General features: G+C 74.0%; 15 protein-coding genes. 9 read left to right on the plus strand and 6 right to left on the minus strand.

The window, feature by feature from the left end:
• A complete protein-coding gene (locus HD597_RS18820) occupies nt 1–1,788 on the minus strand; it encodes an AMP-dependent synthetase/ligase (RefSeq protein WP_253743957.1) in 1,788 nt (595 codons plus the stop codon).
• 175 nt (nt 1,789–1,963) lie between these two features.
• Here HD597_RS18820 and HD597_RS18825 point away from each other — a divergent pair, with 175 nt between their 5' ends.
• The gene (locus HD597_RS18825) at nt 1,964–3,145 is read left to right on the plus strand and encodes a TetR/AcrR family transcriptional regulator (protein WP_253743958.1); all 1,182 of its coding nucleotides are present in this window, start codon (nt 1,964–1,966) and stop codon (nt 3,143–3,145) included.
• A gap of 84 nt (nt 3,146–3,229) precedes the next feature.
• Here HD597_RS18825 and HD597_RS18830 read toward each other — a convergent pair whose 3' ends face one another.
• The 4 genes from HD597_RS18830 to HD597_RS18845 all read right to left on the minus strand — a co-directional run bounded on the left by HD597_RS18830 (nt 3,230) and on the right by HD597_RS18845 (nt 6,652).
• On the minus strand, nt 3,230–4,000 hold the full coding sequence (locus HD597_RS18830) for an SDR family NAD(P)-dependent oxidoreductase (RefSeq protein ID WP_253743959.1): 771 nt from the start codon (nt 3,998–4,000) through the stop codon (nt 3,230–3,232).
• Complete coding sequence (locus tag HD597_RS18835; RefSeq protein ID WP_253743960.1) at nt 4,000–4,737, minus strand: TetR/AcrR family transcriptional regulator; 738 nt, start codon at nt 4,735–4,737, stop codon at nt 4,000–4,002. Before HD597_RS18835 ends, HD597_RS18830 begins: the two co-directional genes overlap by 1 nt.
• On the minus strand, nt 4,731–5,963 hold the full coding sequence (locus tag HD597_RS18840; RefSeq protein WP_345694487.1) for a cytochrome P450: 1,233 nt from the start codon (nt 5,961–5,963) through the stop codon (nt 4,731–4,733). Before HD597_RS18840 ends, HD597_RS18835 begins: the two co-directional genes overlap by 7 nt.
• Nucleotides 5,964–6,064: 101 nt before the next feature.
• A complete protein-coding gene (locus HD597_RS18845; protein WP_253743962.1) occupies nt 6,065–6,652 on the minus strand; it encodes a quercetin 2,3-dioxygenase in 588 nt (195 codons plus the stop codon).
• 267 nt (nt 6,653–6,919) lie between these two features.
• Between HD597_RS18845 and HD597_RS18850 the strand changes: the two genes are divergently transcribed.
• The 4 genes from HD597_RS18850 to HD597_RS18865 are packed head-to-tail and all read left to right on the plus strand — an operon-like array spanning nt 6,920 to nt 13,784.
• Nucleotides 6,920–8,692: an ATP-binding protein gene (locus HD597_RS18850; protein ID WP_253743963.1), complete on the plus strand. Its 1,773-nt coding sequence runs from the start codon at nt 6,920–6,922 to the stop codon at nt 8,690–8,692.
• A 12-nt stretch (nt 8,693–8,704) separates the two neighbouring features.
• Nucleotides 8,705–9,856, plus strand: a complete 1,152-nt coding sequence (locus HD597_RS18855) for an exonuclease SbcCD subunit D (RefSeq protein WP_253743964.1) — start codon at nt 8,705–8,707, stop codon at nt 9,854–9,856.
• Nucleotides 9,856–12,585, plus strand: a complete 2,730-nt coding sequence (locus tag HD597_RS18860) for an AAA family ATPase (RefSeq protein WP_253743965.1) — start codon at nt 9,856–9,858, stop codon at nt 12,583–12,585. The genes HD597_RS18855 and HD597_RS18860 overlap by 1 nt, the downstream gene beginning before the upstream one ends.
• The gene (locus tag HD597_RS18865) at nt 12,582–13,784 is read left to right on the plus strand and encodes a hypothetical protein (protein ID WP_253743966.1); all 1,203 of its coding nucleotides are present in this window, start codon (nt 12,582–12,584) and stop codon (nt 13,782–13,784) included. The genes HD597_RS18860 and HD597_RS18865 overlap by 4 nt, the downstream gene beginning before the upstream one ends.
• Before the next feature lie 2 nt (nt 13,785–13,786).
• On the opposite strand, the gene HD597_RS18870 is transcribed toward HD597_RS18865, so the two are convergent.
• Nucleotides 13,787–14,176, minus strand: a complete 390-nt coding sequence (locus HD597_RS18870) for an STAS domain-containing protein (protein WP_253743967.1) — start codon at nt 14,174–14,176, stop codon at nt 13,787–13,789.
• A gap of 83 nt (nt 14,177–14,259) precedes the next feature.
• On the opposite strand from HD597_RS18870, the gene HD597_RS18875 reads away from it, so the two are divergent.
• The 4 genes from HD597_RS18875 to HD597_RS18890 all read left to right on the plus strand — a co-directional run bounded on the left by HD597_RS18875 (nt 14,260) and on the right by HD597_RS18890 (nt 16,387).
• The gene (locus HD597_RS18875; protein ID WP_253743968.1) at nt 14,260–15,144 is read left to right on the plus strand and encodes an SseB family protein; all 885 of its coding nucleotides are present in this window, start codon (nt 14,260–14,262) and stop codon (nt 15,142–15,144) included.
• On the plus strand, nt 15,144–15,551 hold the full coding sequence (locus HD597_RS18880; protein WP_253743969.1) for a UCP033725 family protein: 408 nt from the start codon (nt 15,144–15,146) through the stop codon (nt 15,549–15,551). Before HD597_RS18875 ends, HD597_RS18880 begins: the two co-directional genes overlap by 1 nt.
• A 123-nt stretch (nt 15,552–15,674) precedes the next feature.
• Nucleotides 15,675–16,046, plus strand: coding sequence for a YbaB/EbfC family nucleoid-associated protein (locus HD597_RS18885; RefSeq protein ID WP_253743970.1), 372 nt, complete (start codon nt 15,675–15,677; stop codon nt 16,044–16,046).
• Nucleotides 16,043–16,387 (plus strand): hypothetical protein, encoded by a 345-nt coding sequence (locus tag HD597_RS18890; protein WP_253743971.1) that lies wholly within the window; start codon nt 16,043–16,045, stop codon nt 16,385–16,387. The genes HD597_RS18885 and HD597_RS18890 overlap by 4 nt, the downstream gene beginning before the upstream one ends.
• Nucleotides 16,388–16,396: the final 9 nt, after the last annotated feature.

The raw sequence follows: 16,396 nt of genomic DNA on the forward strand, positions 1-16,396 counted from the left end.
TCACGAACCTTCCGCGTAGAGTTCCTCGATCACCTCGGCGTAGCGCCGCTCGATCACGCGCCGCCGCAGCTTCAGCGACGGGGTGAGCTCCCCGCTCGCCGGGCTCCACGCGTGGTCGAGCACGCGGAACGCCTTCACCTGCTCCGGCCGCGACAGTGCCGCGTTCGCCCGCTCGACGGCCGCCGTCACCTCCTGGAGCACCCGCGGCTCCGCCGCGAGCTCCTTCAGCTCCACGGAGGCCAGGCCCTGGGCGGCGGCCCAGGCGGGAGCGGCCTCCTCGTCCAGCATCAGCAACGCCGTCAGGTACGGGCGGCGGTCGCCCACCACGACGGCGTAGCCGATCAGCGGGTGCGCCCGCAGCAGCGACTCGACCGCGCTCGGCGCGATGTTCTTGCCGCTCGAAGTGATGATCATCTCCTTCTTGCGGTCGACGATCCGCAGCAGCCCGTCCTCGCCGAACCGGCCGATGTCGCCGGTCGCCAGCCAGCCGCCGGCGTCCACCACCGGCTCGATCCGCCCGTCCTGCTGGAGGTAGCCGGGGAACACCAGCGGCCCGCGCACCAGGACCTCGCCGTCCTCGGCCAGCCGCAGCTCCATCCCCGGCATGGGCAGGCCGACCGTGCCGGCCTGATAGCGGTCGGTGAACGTGCTGGTGGCCGCGCCCGTGGTCTCGCTGAGGCCCCACACCTCCATGATCGTCATGCCGAGGCTGCCGAAGAACTCCAGCACCTCGGCGGGGACGGGCGCGGCGCCACTGCCCAGCCGGACCGCCTCGGCCAGCCCGATCCGCTCGCGCAGCGGGCGCAGCACCGCCTGGTCGGCCTGCTGGAGCGCTCCGGCGAGCTCGTCGGGCAGGGGAGCGCCGGTGGCGCGGATCCGGTACGCCTCGGCGGCCAGCTCCCGTGCCCGGCCGACCGCGTCGCGGGCGCCGCCCTCCAGACCGGACAGCGCGTGCTGCAGGCCGGCCGCGAACTTCTCCCATACGCGCGGCACGCCGAAGAACGCCTGCGGCCGCACCGCGGTCAGCGTGGCGAGCAGGCGGGTGGAGTCGTTGCAGATCGTCACGTGTCCCGCGGCGTAGAGCGGCAGGTAGATGCCGAGCACCCGCTCGGCGATGTGGGCGAGCGGCAGGTACGCCACCGTCCTGGGATGCGCGGGCACCGGCTGCACCAGCTCCTGGAGCGCGCACTGGTAGAGCACGTTGAGATGCGACAGCACCACGCCCTTCGGGTCACCCGTCGTGCCCGAGGTGTAGATCATCGCCACCGGGTCGTCCTGGGCGGCCTCCGCTTCGGCGGGCTCGCCGGGCCCGGCCTCCAGCAGGCGGGCGTAGCTCGTGTGCGTGCCATCCGCGTCGTCCACCACGACGACGCCCTTCAGCGCGGGCATCGCGGCCAGCGCGAGCTCCCAGCGCGCCAGCTCGGCCGGGCCCTCCAGCACGACCACGCTCGCCCCGCTGTGCACGGCGACCTGCCGGATCTGCTCCGGGCTCAGCGTCGCGTACGTCGTGCACGGGATCGCGCCCAGCTCGACCGCCGCCAGGTCGACGACCCAGTGCTCCGGGCGGCTCGCCATGCCGATGAGCATGCGCTCGCCGCGCCGCAGCCCCAGCGCCCGCAGCCCGTTCGCCGCGGCCAGCACCCGCTCGTGCAGCTCCCGCCAGGTCCAGGTGCTCCCGTCGGCCCCGGTCAGCGCGGGCAGCCCGCCGTGCTCGTCGGCGTTGCGCCGCAGCAGCCCCGGCACCGTGTGCGCCCCGACCGCCGCGCGCACGTCCTCCTCTGTCACCATCGAACGCTCCCTTCGCCTGGGCATTGAGCGCATCCATCAGATCCCGAACATCGTTCTACTGTCAATGCATCCGAATCAGCACTTACTTATTCTCCTGTTTACCCAGCTAGAAGCATTGTCACGATCTGATAGAGGGCGATTCTCGGGTCACCTCGCGGCTCGCTACACTCGGACGGTGCCGACCACCCAGCGCCGCAGGCCCAGGGACCGCAAGGAGACGATCGCGCTCGTCGCCGCGGAGCTGTTCTGCGCCCGCGGCTACCACAACGTCGGCATCGAGGACATCGCCCAGGAGATCGGCGTCACCGGCCCGGCCATCTACCGGCACTTCCCGAACAAGCAGGCCGTGCTCGCCGCGGCCGTCAAGGAGCTGGGCCTGCGCTTCGCGGAGTGCGTGCGGTCCGGCGCGCACGAGGCCGCCCCCGCCGACCGGCTGCGCGCCGCCCTGCTGGCGCTGGTCCGCTACACCCTGGACAGGCGCGCCGTGGCGCGGCTCTACCAGTGGGAGGGACGCCATCTCGACGCGGAGGGGCGGGCGGTGCTGGCCGCGCCGTTCGACGGCGCCGTGCGCACGCTGCGCGAGGAGTTGCTGCGGGCCCGCCCCGGGCTGATCAGACAGGACGCCGCGCTCCTGATCGCCGCCACGCTGAGCGTGATCGCGAGCCCCGCCACGCACCGTGCGAGCCTGTCCAGGGGCAAGGCCGAGCGCACGCTCCTCGACTGCGTCGCCGTCCTCATCGACGCGGACCTGCCCGCGCCACCGCGGCAGGCGTCCCCGCGCAAGCAGGAGCCGGACGTGTTCGCCCTGCTGCCCCGCCGCGAGCGGCTGCTCGCCGAGGCGATCCGGCTGTTCCGCGAACGCGGCTACCACCAGGTGAGCATCTCCGACATCGGCCAGGCCGCCGGGATCAACGCCTCCAGCGTCTACACGCACTTCGCGAGCAAGGCCGAGCTGCTGGCCGCCGCCTACTACCGGGCCACCAGCCGCCTGGAGCACACCACGGCCGCGGCGCTCGCCGGCGCGGGCACGCCGGCCCAGGCCCTGGGCCGGCTGGTCGACGCCTATGTCGGGACCACCTTCGCCCAGGCCGACCTGGCCGCCGTCTACCTCTCCGAGAGCGAGAGCCTGCCCCCGGCCGACCTGCGGCGGCTACGCGCCGCCCAGCGGCGGCACGTCGACACCTGGACCGGCCTGGTCGCCCGGATCCGCCCGGGGGAGGGGGCGTCCGAGATCCGCTTCAGGACGCACGCGGCGCTGAACATCGTGAGCGACCTCGCCCGCTCCGGCGGCCCGTCGGCGACCGAGGCGCGCACCACGGCGCTGCTCCGGCCGCTGCTGGGACTGCCCGCGCTGTGACGGGCGTGCTGTGACGGGCGCGCTGGGGCGGGCGCGCGGGGACGTCCGCGCTGGGGCGGGCGCGCTGGAGCGGGTGGCGGCGGATCAGTCGTGGAGGGATCCGCCGCCGTCGATCGACCAGGTCTGGCCGTTGATCCACTCGGCGTCGTCCGACAGCAGGAACGCCGCCGCCGAGGCCAGGTCGGACGGCTTGCCCAGGCGCGGGGTGCGGATCGCGGCCAGCACGCCGGCCTTGAACTCCTCGCTCATCGTCGCCAGGCCGGTCTCCGACAGGACCAGGCCCGGGGAGACGCCGTTGCAGCGGATGCCCTCCTTGCCCCAGCGGGAGGCGACGTGCCGGGTCAGCGCGTTCACGCCCGCCTTGGACGCGGCGTAGGCGGGGCGCAGCGGCTCGCCGACGAACGCGGCGCTGGAGGAGGTGTTGACGATCGCCCCGCCGCCGTCGCGCAGCATCAGCGGGATGGCCGCGTGGCAGGTGCGGGCGTAGCCGAGCAGGTTGACCTCCAGGGTGCGCCGCCACACCTCCACGTCCATCTCCGACAGGTCGCCGTCGCGGCCGATCGTGGCCGGCGACAGGTCGGCGCCCACGTTGAACAGCCCGTCCACGCCGCCGAACTCGGCCACCGCCCGCTCGAACAGCGCCTCGACCGACGCCTCGTCGGACAGGTCGAACACGGCCGCGACCGCGGTGCCGCCGGCGGCGGTGATCCGCCCGGCGGTGGCCTCGGCGCCGTCGGCGTTGACGTCGCCGACCAGGACGCGGCAGCCCTCCTCGGCCAGCCGCTCCGCGGTGGCGGCGCCGATGCCGGTGGCGCCGCCGGCCACGACGATCCTCTTGCCGTTCAGTCCTCGCATCAGTGATCCGTTCTCGTGGGGGAGTGGGCCGGGCCCGGGGTGGAGGGGGCCAGCCAGAGGCCGGTCAGGGCGTCGACGAGGCCGGTCGCGGCGGCGTCCCAGGTGGTCCGCGCGGTCGGCTCGCCCTCGTTGAGCGCGCGCTCCCGCTCGGCCAGCGCGTGCACCAGCAGCAGGCGGCACATGTCGGCGCGCTCCTGGCGCACCTGCTCGGGCAGGTCGGGCAGCAGGCGCAGCATGCCGTCGAGGGTGGCGCGCATGGACGGGGCGGCGGCGGACTCGTCGATGACGATCTGCCGCAGGGCGGGCACGGTGTTGATCTGCGCCATGCACTGGGCCCGCCGGCTCCGCACGCCGAGCGCGTCGAGGTGGTCGGTCGCCGGCCGGACCAGGCAGGACACCCAGTCGCGCAGGTCGCCGGAGCCGCCGATCACCTCCAGCAGCCGCAGCCGCCGCTCCTCCAGCTCCGCGGTGTAGCGGCGGACGAGCGCCCGCACCAGGCCGGCCTTGGTGCCGAAGTGGTAGCCGACGGCGAAGTGGTTGCCCTGCCCGGCCGCCTCGCTGATCTGGCGGTTGGACACCTCGCCGACGCCGTGCTCGGCGAACAGGCGCTCGGCGGCGTCCAGGATGGCCTCGCGGGTCTCCTGTCCCCGCTCGGCCCTGGCAGCCGTGCCAGTGGTCGTGCCAGTGGTCGTGCCGGTGGTTGTGCCGGTGGTCGTGCCGGTTGCTGTGTTCACCACCGGACCGGGACCCGCTCCAGCCCGCCCACGATCAGGCCCTCACGGCGCCGCAGCTCGTCGGCGGGGACGGCCAGCTCCAGCCCGGGCAGCTTGTCGAGCAGCACCTTCAGCACGGTCTGCAGCTCGGTGCGGGCCAGCGCCTGGCCGATGCAGGAGTGCGGGCCGGCGCCGAAGGCCAGGTGCGGGTTGGGCGAGCGGTCCAGGCGCATCTCGCCGGCCTGCTCGAACTGCCGCTCGTCGCGGTTGGCCGAGGCCATGCTGCAGATCACGGTGGTGCCGCCCGGCAGCTTCTCGCCCGCGACCTCGACCTCCTCGCTGAGGTAGCGGGGCATGCCGAAGCCGGGGTTGGCGTCGAAGCGCAGCGCCTCCTCCGCCGCCGTACGGATCAGCGAGCGGTCGGCCAGCAGCGCCTCCCACCGCGTACGGTCGGCCAGCAGCATCGCCACCATCTTGCCGATCATGTTGGCGGTGGTCTCGTGCCCGGCCACCAGCAGGCCCTTGGCGGTGCCCAGCATGAGCTGCTCGGTCAGCCGCCCGTCCAGGCCCTCCACCATCGCCAGCAGCTCGCTGACCAGGTCGTCGCCCGGCACGGCCCGCTTGGCCGCCACCAGCGCGACGAGGTAGCCGTCGAACTCGGCCTGGGCGGCGTCGATCTCCTCCTGGCCGAACCTCGTCATGCTCAGCATGGTGTCCGACCAGTACGCGAACTTCTCGCGATCGGAGTCGGGCACCCCGAGCAGGTCGCAGATCGCCCACACCGGCAGCGGGAAGCCCACGTGGGCCACCAGGTCGGCGGGCGCCCCCTCGGCCGTCATCCGCTCGGCCAGCTCCGCCGCCATGGCCTCGATCCTCGGCTGCATCGCCATGACCCGCTTGGCCGTGAACGCCTTGCCCACGAGCTGCCGCCAGGCCCGGTGCTCCTCACCGCTCATGCTGCTGCCGCCGCTGCCGAACACGCCGCCGGACTCGTTGGCGGTCACCCGGGCGGCGTCCGGCGCGTCGAGCTGGCGGGTGAAGCGCGGGTCGGACAGGACCTGCTTGACGTCGTCGTAGCGGGTCAGCAGCAGCGCCTGGTCGCCGCTGGCCAGCCGGATCGGGGCGATCGGGCAGCCGCCGCGCAGGTCGGCCCACTCCTGCGGGGGCTCCAGCGCGGTGGGGTTGGCGAACGGGTAGTGCGGAACCTGCTCGACGGTCACGTGGCCTCCAGAGAAGTAGATTGCGCACATCTAAGCCAACCCGCTTAATTAAGTCAACCGACTTGACCTTCTGCGGGCCGGGCGGGGGCGGTGGCCGTGGCCGGGGCGGCGGCGCCCCGGCCCCCCGGCGGTCACACGCGCCACTCGTGATCGGGCAGGAAGCGCACGTCGTAGCGCTGCGGCACGGTGCCGAACCTGTCGGGCGCCGGCACGTACGGCGCGGCGGGCAGGCCGAGCTCGTCGGTGGGCGTGCCGAGCGACTCGAAGAAGCGCTCGAACGTGCCCCCCGGCCTGGCCGCCACGCCGACGATCTGGCTGTGGTGGCGCTCGATGCGGTAGGCGTGCGGGCAGTTCCTCGGCACGAACCCGAAGTCGCCCGAGGTCAGCAGCTTCTCCTGCTGCCGCCCTTCCAGGTCCTCGACGAACAGCCGCACCGCGCCCTGGGTGACGAAGAACACCTCGTACGTGTCCGCGTGCAGGTGCGCGGGGATGATCTTGCCCTTGGGGCCCTCGCAGGTGAAGAAGTTGAAGGTGTTCCCGGTCTGCTCGCCGCCCGCGTAGACCGTGATCAGGTCGCCGAACAGGTGGGCCCGGTCGCCCATGCCCTTCTCGACGAAGTACGGCGTGCCGGCGTCCGGCGGGAGGTGGGAGCGGGTGCGGTACCGAGTGGCGTACTCCATGGTCATGCGGGAGACCTCCAGGTGGGACGGTCTTGTCACGCTACCGCCGGCGCGACGCGGGGCTCGTGAAGCAGGCGCCCGGCCCGTCCCCGGCCTGTCTCCGGCCCGGGCCCGGCTGCGGGCGGCGGGGCGCACCAACCTGCGTGCGGCGCTGGAAAACGCCCTGGGGGGAAACGCCGCTCGTGACCGCTCCGCCCGGTGGGGAAATGCCGGAAACGATCAATTGAAAGGGACGAGGAACTTTTTCCCGATAGTTAGGATTCAGCGGAAGACCGGAAGAGAAACCCCTGGGGCGGGAGCGCACTTGTGATCGAAAAGGCGGAGGCGGTGGCTGAAGGGGCCGCCGCGTCGGGAGACGCGATCGGCCGGGTCCTCGGCACGCAGGCCGCCTCGCCTCTGTCGTTCTGGGTGGGCCTGGAGCCCGGCCGCGTCGTGCAGCTCGACGACGTCGTGGTGACCAGGCGCGACACGCCCGGCTTCGGGCCGGTGCTGGTCGCGGGGGTGGTCTCGGCGGTCGAGGCCAGGCACGAGGGGGCCGCGTTCGACTCCGACGTGTTCCTCATCGCCGACGGCGCGCTGCCCGCCGCCGTCGTCGAGTGCGCCGAGGTGCGCGTCACCAGGGTGGAGCCGGAGGTGTTCGTCCCGCCGCTACCCGGCGCGCCGGCCTACCGCGCGCAGGCCGGCGACCGCGACCAGGCGCTCTATTTCGACGTCATGGACCGTCGCGTCCCCATGGGGCTGGGCCGCGACGGCCGGCCGATGTACGTGAATTTCGATTTCCTCGACGGCACCCGCGGCGCGCACGTGTCGATCTCCGGCGTTTCCGGAGTGGCGACGAAGACGTCGTTCGCCACATTCCTGCTGTATTCCATTTTCAACTCCGGAGTGCTGGGCGCGGAGGCCGCCAACACCAAAGCGCTGATCTTCTCCGTCAAAGGCGAGGACCTGCTCTTCCTCGATCACGCCAACACGCGTTTCGACGCCGCCGCCCGCGACCGCTACGACCTGCTCGGCCTGCCCGCGGCCCCCTTCGGCAGCGTCCACGTGTTCGCCCCGCCGCGGCCCGGCGACCCCAACGGCGTGCCCGACGTCCAGGCCAGGACCCGGGCGGTCAGCGCCTACTACTGGACGCTGGCGGAGTTCTGCGCCGAGGAGTTGCTGCGGTTCGTCTTCACCGACGCCGACGACGAGCGGGCCCAGTACTCGCTGGTGGTCGGCCAGGTGGCGGCCCGCCTGCAGTCCTGGGCCGAGCCGGCCGGCGTAGGCGGCGCGGTCCGCGTGCGCCGCCCCGACGGCGAGGCGGGCCCGGTCTGCCGCACGTTCGGCGACCTGGTCGACTTCGTCGCCGGGCAGCTCTCCGACGAGGGCACCCGCGCCGCGTGGACGGGCGCGCCGACCCCGCTCGGCACCGTGAACGCGTTCCTGCGGCGGCTGCGCAGCGCCGTGCGTCCCCTGTCGCCGATCGTCCGCGGCGACCTGCCCGGCGGCAGGCCGCACTCGATCGGCACCTCCGACGCCCAAGTGTCCATCGTGGACCTGCACAACCTGCCCGAGCGGGCCCAGCGGTTCGTCGTCGGCGTGACGCTGCGCGGCGAGTTCTCCCGCAAGGAGAGCGCCGGCACCGCCAGGCCGCTGCTGTTCGTGGTGCTGGACGAGCTGAACAAGTACGCGCCCCGCGAGGGCGAGTCGCCCATCAAGGAGATCCTGCTCGACGTGGCCGAGCGCGGCCGGTCCCTGGGCGTGATCCTCATCGGCGCCCAGCAGACGGCCTCCGAGGTCGAGCGCCGCATCGTGGCCAACAGCGCCGTCCGCGTCGCCGGCCGCCTCGACCCCGCCGAGGCCACCCGCCCCGAGTACGGCTGGCTCCCCGCCACCGCCAGGGAACGTGCCACGATCGCCCGGCCGGGCACGATGTTCGTGGCCCAGCCGGAGATCCCCGTGCCGCTCGCCGTCACCTTCCCCTTCCCCGCCTGGGCCACCCGCCCGGCCGAGGCGGCGCAGCCGCCCGCCACCGTCACACGCGGCCCGGACCCCTTCACCGGTCTCCCCGGCGCCGACGACGACATCCCTCCCTTTTGAGGACGCTTCCCCATGAAGATCCTGCACACCGCCGACTGGCACGTCGGCAAGGTACTGAAGGGCCGCTCCCGCACCGACGAGCACCGCGCGGTGCTGAGCGAGCTCGTCGCGCTGGCCCGCGAGGAGGACGTGGACGCCGTCATCGTCGCGGGTGACCTCTTCGACACCTCCGCCCCCACACCCGAGGCGCAGGCGCTGGTGCTGAACGCGGTGCTCGCGCTGCGCGAGGGCGGCCGCGACGTCGTGGTGCTGGCGGGCAACCACGACAACCCGCAGCTCCTGGAGGTGTACCGGCCGATACTCGGCAGGCTGGGCATCCACGCCGTCGGCACCTTCCGCCGCCCCGACCAGGGCGGCACGCTCTCCTTCACGGCCCGCTCGGGCGAGCCGGTGCGGCTGGCCGCGCTGCCGTTCCTGTCGCACCGGTACGTCGTGCGCGCCGCCGACGTGCTCGCCGGCACCCCCGCCGAGCACAACCGCGACTACGCCGCCCGCGTCGCCGAGCTCGTCCAGGCACTGACCGCCGGCTTCGAGGCCGGCACCGTCAACCTCGTCACCACCCACGGCACGCTCCCGAGCGGCCGGTTCGGCGGCGGCGAGCGCCGCGCCCAGTCGATCTTCTCCTACTACTTCGAGCCCACCGCGTTCCCCGCCACCACCCAGTACGCCGCGCTCGGCCACCTGCACCGGCGCCAGCAGATCCCCGGCCCCTGCCCGATCTGGTACAGCGGCTCGCCCCTCGCCGTCGACTTCGGCGAGGAGGACAACACGCCGGGCGCGCTGCTCGTCACCGTCGAGCCCGGCCGCCCGGCCGTGGTGCGCGAGGCGCCGATCTCCTCCGCCCGCGGCCTGGCCACCAGGACGGGCACGCTGGAGGAGCTGGAGGCCATGGCCGCCGATCTCACCGAGACCTGGCTGCGGGTGATCGTGGCGGAGAAGCCCCGGCCCGGGCTGGCCGAGACCGTGCGCGAGATCCTGCCCACGGCGCTGGAGGTGAGCGTGCACGAGCGCTTCCAGCCCGTACGCGACCCGCGCGCCACCCCGGCCTCCGGCGCGGCGCGGGGGCCACGCGAGCTGTTCCGCGACTACCTGTCCGGCGCCGGACGCGACAACGACCAGGTCGCCGCCCTGTTCGACCGGCTCCACGAGGAGGTCACCGGCTGATGCGCCCGCTGAAACTGCACCTGGACGACTTCGGCAGCTTCCGCGAGCCCGTCACGGTCGACTTCTCCGACGTCGACTACTTCGTCCTCGTCGGCCCCACCGGCGCGGGCAAGAGCACGCTGATCGACGCCATCTGCTTCGCCCTGTACGGCACCGTGCCCCGCTGGGGCAAGGAGAACGTCATCGCCCACGCCCTGGCCCCGTCCGCCGTCGCCGCCAAGGTGGCGCTGGTCTTCGAGACCGGCGGACGCCGGTACGCCGTCGTCCGCGCGCTCAAGCGGGACGCCAGGGGCAAGGTGCACACCGCCGAGGCCCGGCTGGAGGAGCTCGTGCCGTCCGTCCCGGCCACGGCCGGGCTGGACGAGCTGATGAGCGCCGTCGCCCGGCCGGTCGCGGAGGGCGCCGCCGTCACCGCCGAGGTTCAGCGGATCACCGGCCTGGAGTACAGGTTCTTCACCCAGTGCGTGGTGCTGCCGCAGGGCAGGTTCGCCGAGTTCCTGCACGCCCAGCCGCGCGAACGGCAGGACCTGCTGGTGCAGCTGCTCGACGCCGACGTCTACGAGCGGATCAGGCAGCGGGCCGTGCAGGAGGAGAGCGGCGCCGCGCAGGCCGCCACGTTCGCCCGCGAGCGGCTGGCCCGCCTCACCGACGCCGACGAGCCCGCCGAACGGGCGGCCGAAGCGCGGCTGGCCTCGCTGCGCGCCCTCGACGAGCAGATCAGGGGCGACCTGGACGCCCTCAGGAGCTCGGCCGAGGAGATCCGCCGGCTGGCGGAGGAACGGGAGGCCGTGCGGGGGCGGGTCGCCGCGCTGACCTCCCTCGCCATGCCGCCGGAGGTGCCGACCCTGGCCGAGACCGTCCGCGCGGCGACCGGTGAGGCGCGCGACCACGCCCGCGACGCCGAGAGCGCCGAGGCGGACGAGCAGCGGGCCGAGGACGAGCTGGCCGCCCTGGACGACCCGGACGTGCTGATGGACGTGCTCAGAGCGGCCGATGAGCACGAACGCGCCGTCACCGGGCTGCGGGCGGCCGAGGAGCGGGCCGCCCGGACGCGGGCGGGGCTCGGACCGCTCGCCGGCCGCGCCCGCACCCTCGACGCCGCGCTCGCCGACGCCGAGGAGACCAGGGACCGGCTGCGCGACGCCCACGCCGGCGCCGAGCTGGCCCGCCGCCTCGTCGTCGGACAGGACTGCCCCACGTGCCTGCGGCCCGTCGAACGGCTGCCGCACCACCCGGCCTCGGCGGACCTGCGGGCGGCCGAGCGGCACGTCAAGGCGTGCCGCAAGGAGGCGGAGCAGGCCCGCGCCCGCCTCACGGAGGCGGAGTCGGAGACCCGCCATCTCGAACGCACGGCCCACGAGCTGGTCGAACACGCCACCCGCACGGCCCACGAGCTGACCGGCCGTGCCGCCGGCCTGGCGCGCGACCCGGCCGATCGTGCCGCACGCGCGGGCGGTGACCCGGCCGATCGCGGCGCACGCGCGGGCGGTGACCCGGCCGATCGCGGCGCACGCACGGCCGGCGACCCGGACGCTGAGGCGGCGTTCGCGGGCTCCGGCCCGCATGGCGGGGATGATCTGCTCGCCGGCGTCGATCGCGACGACCTGGAGGGGCGGCTCGCGGCGGTGCGGGCGGCGGAGCGGCGTGCCGCCAAGCTCAGGCAGGCGGCTCGTGACGCCCGGGCGCGGCTCGCCACGGCACAGCGGCGCGCCGAGGAACTGACCGGCAGGACCGACCGGCTCTGGCGCGACCTGGAGGCCGCCCGCGACACCGTGGTGCCGCTCGGCGCGCCGCCCCTGGACCGCGACGACCTCCACCACGCCTGGACCGCACTGCTCGCCTGGCGCGCCGACGCCGGAGTCCGCGAGCGGGCCGCGCTGGAGAAGCAGGACGCCCGCGTCGCCGAGGCCGAACGCCGGGCCCGCACGCTCTGGTCCGCCGTGGCCGCCCGCCTCGCGGAACATGGCGTGGAGACCTCCGGACCCGCCGCAGCGCCGGCCGCCCCGGAAAAGGAGCCTCCTGGAAGGGCGGCTCCCGGAAGGGCGGCTCCTGGGAGGACCGCTCCAGGAGCGGCGGTTCCAGGCCCGGCGGCCGGGCGGTTCGGGGAGCTCGTGGCGGCGGCGATCGCCGAGGCGCAGGCGCACCTGGCCAGGGTCCAGGAGAACCGCGCCACGGCCAGGGAGCTCGACGAGCGGGCCAGGGCCGAGGAGGGGCGGGCGCGGGTGGCCAAGGAGCTGGCCCAGTGCCTTCGCGCGGACGCGTTCGAGCGCTGGCTCTGCACCGAGGCGCTCGACCTGCTGGTCACCGCCGCCTCCGACACCCTGCGCGAGCTGTCCGACGGCCAGTACGAGCTGGCACTCGGCGCCAGGAACGAGATCGAGGTCATCGACCACGCCGAGGCGGGCATGCGGCGCAACGCCCGCACCCTGTCGGGCGGCGAGACGTTCCAGGCCGCGCTCGCCCTGGCGCTGGCGCTGTCCGACCAGGTGGCGGGGCTGTCGGCGACGGCGGCCCGCAGCCTCGACTCGCTCTTCCTGGACGAGGGCTTCGGCAGCCTCGACCCGGCCACCCTGGACACGGTCGCCGCCACCCTCGAACGCCTCGCCGGTGGGCGCGAGCGCATGGTGGGCGTGGTCACCCACGTGCCCGCGCTGGCCGACCGGATCCCGGTGCGCTTCGAGGTCCGCCGTGACGCCAAGGGATCACACCTGCACAGGGTGACCGCATGACAACCGCGTTCACCGTGGACCCGTGGGATCCCGGCTACACGGCCGCGCTCCACGCCGAGGCGCTGGCCGAGCTGGACGCCACCAGCGCGCAGCTCGACCTGGACGTCGAGCTGCCCGCCGCCAGGTGGCGCCCGATCACTCCCGACCCCGGCACCCCGCCGCCCGAGGCCCTGCTGATCGCCGACGGAGTCCGCAGGATCGACGCCCGGCTGTGGACGTACGCGCCCGGCGACGGCGACTCCGCGCCGGGAGCCGCCACATCCGGCAACGGCGCGGCCGGGCATGAGGCTGCCACGTCCGGCAACGGCATGGCCGGGCATGAGGCTGCCACGTCCGGCAACGGCGCGGCCGGGCACGGGCCCGTCGGGTCCCGCAACGGGGAGGTCACGCAGGGCGGCGCCGCGACCGGTGACGGCCACTTCCCGGGGGGAAGCGGCGAGGGCGGGCCGATGCCGGGGATCGCCGCGTCCTGTGCCGCCGGGATCGTCCGATGCGTCCCCGGCGCCCCCGCCGAGCCGGTCGCCGTGGAGGTGAGCCGGTCGCTGTTCAGCGCGTCGCCGTACGCGAGCGACATCATGACCACCGCCGGCGGCTACCGCGCCCGCCGCGCCCCGCGCTCCGGCATGGACGACCTGGTCCTGGCGCTCCAGAGCCATCTCGCCCAGCTGGAGGTGGACCTCGCGATCCGGCACAGGGCCGAGGCGGACGACGACGACCTGCTGCTGGTGGACGGCCCGCTGCGGGGGCGTACGCACCTGCCCCGCACCGTCGGCTACATCAAGACGCACCACACGGCCTACCTGCCGGCGCCGCAGGCCGCCACCGTGTCACGGCTACGGCCCGGCAGCCGCACCCCGGTCTTCCTCATGGGCACGAGCTGGCGCCGCCACGCCTGGTACGTGCGCCTGCCCGCGCCCTCGGGCATGCCCTGGGCAGGCGTCGTACGCTGCGAGGCGAGCGCCGATCTGGGCCTGGACGCCCTGGTACGGCTGGCCGACTCGGTCACCCACGCCCTGCCGCCCCTGGCGGGCGTCGACTACAAGGACCCCCGGGCCCCGCAGAACCTCGTCCCCATCGGCGGCCTGGAGCGGGTGCTGCGCCACCGGCTGGGCGACGCCCGCCTGCTCTACCGGGCGTTGCGCGCCGCCGCCACCCGGCAGGAACGGCCGGCGACACGCCCGCCGGCGCCCGTGAGGTGAGCTCATCCGTCGGAGCCGTGACGGGGGTCGGCCGCCTGGATGGCCGCCTCCACCGACGGCTCGACGTGGAAGGACTCGAGCAGACCACTGATCGACAGGATCCGCTCCACCCGGGCGGGCACGCTCGACAGGACCAGCGGGGAGCGCTGCGCGCGGCTCTGCTTCAGCAGCAGCACCAGCGCGCCCACCCCCATGGAGTCGCAGAACGTCAGGCCGCCCAGGTCCAGCACCAGACCCACGGAGGGAGCGACCTGCCAGGCGTCCGCGACCTGCCGGTGCAGCAGGTCGGCGCATCGGTAGTCGAGGTCACCGCTGGCGTGCGCCACGATCAGGCTTCCGTGCAGGCCGATCGAGACGGTGAAACGCCGGGCGGAACCGCTCTGTCCGGTCATGGGCCTCCATCGTCGGTCCGATGGGAACGGGGAGCAACCCTCCCGCGTCGCTACGTACCTGACGAAGGGGACAAAATGGGCGGATGACTGCCGATGATCAACCACCGGCCGGCCCGTTCGAGGAGCGGCTGTGGGCCGCGCACCGCGACGGGCGGCAGGCGTTGTGCCTGAGCCTGCTGCGCGAGGCCGACCTCGCGCTGCCGATCACCGCCGCCGCGGCGGCGGGCACCGAGCCGCCCGCCTGGGCGACGATCACCGACGCCGAGCGGACCTGGCTGCCCGCCTTCACCTCCGTCGAGGCGATGACGCTGGCCTCGGGCGGGGCGGCGACGCACTGCCGGATCGTTTCGCTGCCCGAACTGGCCGCGGGCTGGCCCGACCTGCGCTGGGGGCTGGCGGTCAACCCGGGGATGCGGGTGTCGTTCCTGCTGGAATCCGGCACGGTGGCCCGGCTGGCCGTGCCCACCATGGTCCAGGACCTCCGGCTCGCCCCCGGCTCGGGCGTGCCCGTGGTGCAGAAGCTGCTGCCGGCCGGCGACATCCCGGAGCTGTTGTCCACGGGCGAGCCGAGGGTGTCCGGCTACTGCCACCACGCGCTCGACGTCTCGCACATCGCCACGCCGGCACTGCTCGCCGGCATCCTCGGGCAGTCCGGCCTGCTGACCGAGAGCGGGTCGCTGAACATCCTGCGCTGGCGCCCCGTCGGGCTGGAGCTCTACCGCACGCCGTACGGGGGAGCCGACGAGCAGGGCCGGGAGGCCGTGGCGGGCTGGGTCGTCGAGGAGCCGCCGTTCGTCGGCATGGGGCTGGTGCCCAGCGTCGACAACGTCGTCCGCGAGTACAAGGTGTACGGGGTCGGCCTGCCCCACGGCGCCGAGATCTGGGAGCTCACCCGCGAGGGGACCGAGCACCGCCGCGCCATCTACCACGGCGACCTGCGGCGCTGGCTGCTGATCGGGAGGCGCTGATGGCGTCCTGGCACTTCTACCGCGCCCGCTGGCGCGGCGCCGACTACCCGGCCAGCCCCGAGCCGCACGCCCTGGAGCTGTGGGTACGCCTGCGCAGCGGCGAACCGCTGGACGGCTTCGAGGAGGTCGAGCCGGGCTGCCACGTGCGCACCGTCCCCGTGACCGAGTGCGACTGGCTGCACGTCGTGACCGTCGTGTGCCGCTGGCGCGGCGAGTGGTTCCAGGTGCACGGCGAACGGGACGGGCTGCTGCTGCTCGAATACCTCGGCGGCTCCGTGCTCACCGCCCGCGAGCTGGGCCTGGAGCGGGTGGAACGCGGCGTGTGGCGGGCCTGGGCGCCCCGGCCGGAGGTGACGGAACTACGCGAGGACGTCGTCCCGATAACCGCCGAAAATCATCACTTTTAGGCTAAGACCTTGATACCTGGTGTTCATGTGACGGAAACTGACCAGTAAGGCGGATGTGTCGTAACAAACGGGGAATGTCGCGAGGGGGTTATGGGGTCACCGGAGCGGCCCGATGTGGCGGCCATGCGGGCGTACGCGGACGAGCTGCGCGAGATGTTCAACCGGCTGCAGGACGAAGGGCTGGAGCTGCATGCCAGGGCGAAGGCCGTCCAGGCCACCGAGACCTCGCGCGACGGCCTGGTCTCGGTCACGGTCGGCGCGCGCGGCGAGCTGATCCGCATCGACCTCGACCCGCGCATCTACCGGCGCCCCGACGCCCGCGCCCTGGCCGACACGATCACCGACACCGCGCGCAAGGCCGCCGAGGCGGCCCAGCAGCGCGTCATCGAGATCTTCGAGCACGTGATCCCCGCCGGCCAGTTCAAGGCGCACCTCGACGGTGACGTCGAGACGGTCATGGCCTGGCTCGCCAACGACATGGGAGGTGGCCGGTGAACGAGCGCTGGGACGGCGCGTCCATCGCCCGATCCGTCGTGGACCGCGGCATGACCGCCTGGTCCACGAACGCCGAGGAAGTCAGCCGCACGCTGCCCAAGCTGACAGCCGAGGTGGAGAAGTGCCTGGCCGCGGCGCCGTGGGGCGTCGGCGCGGAGGGTGAGGCCTTCTACCGGGCGCACCTGGGTGACGGCGGGCCCACCGAGATGATCAACCAGTGCAAGCGGCTGGCCGAGGAGATCGTGGACGCCGGAGACCGGCTGCGGCACGCCATCGACAACACCCGGCAGACCGACGCCGACATCGACCACGACCTCACGCGCTTGACACGCGAAGTCTGAGGAGAGCCG

Source organism: Nonomuraea thailandensis, from assembly GCF_024172165.1.
Classification (GTDB): Bacteria; Actinomycetota; Actinomycetes; order Streptosporangiales; family Streptosporangiaceae; genus Nonomuraea; species Nonomuraea thailandensis.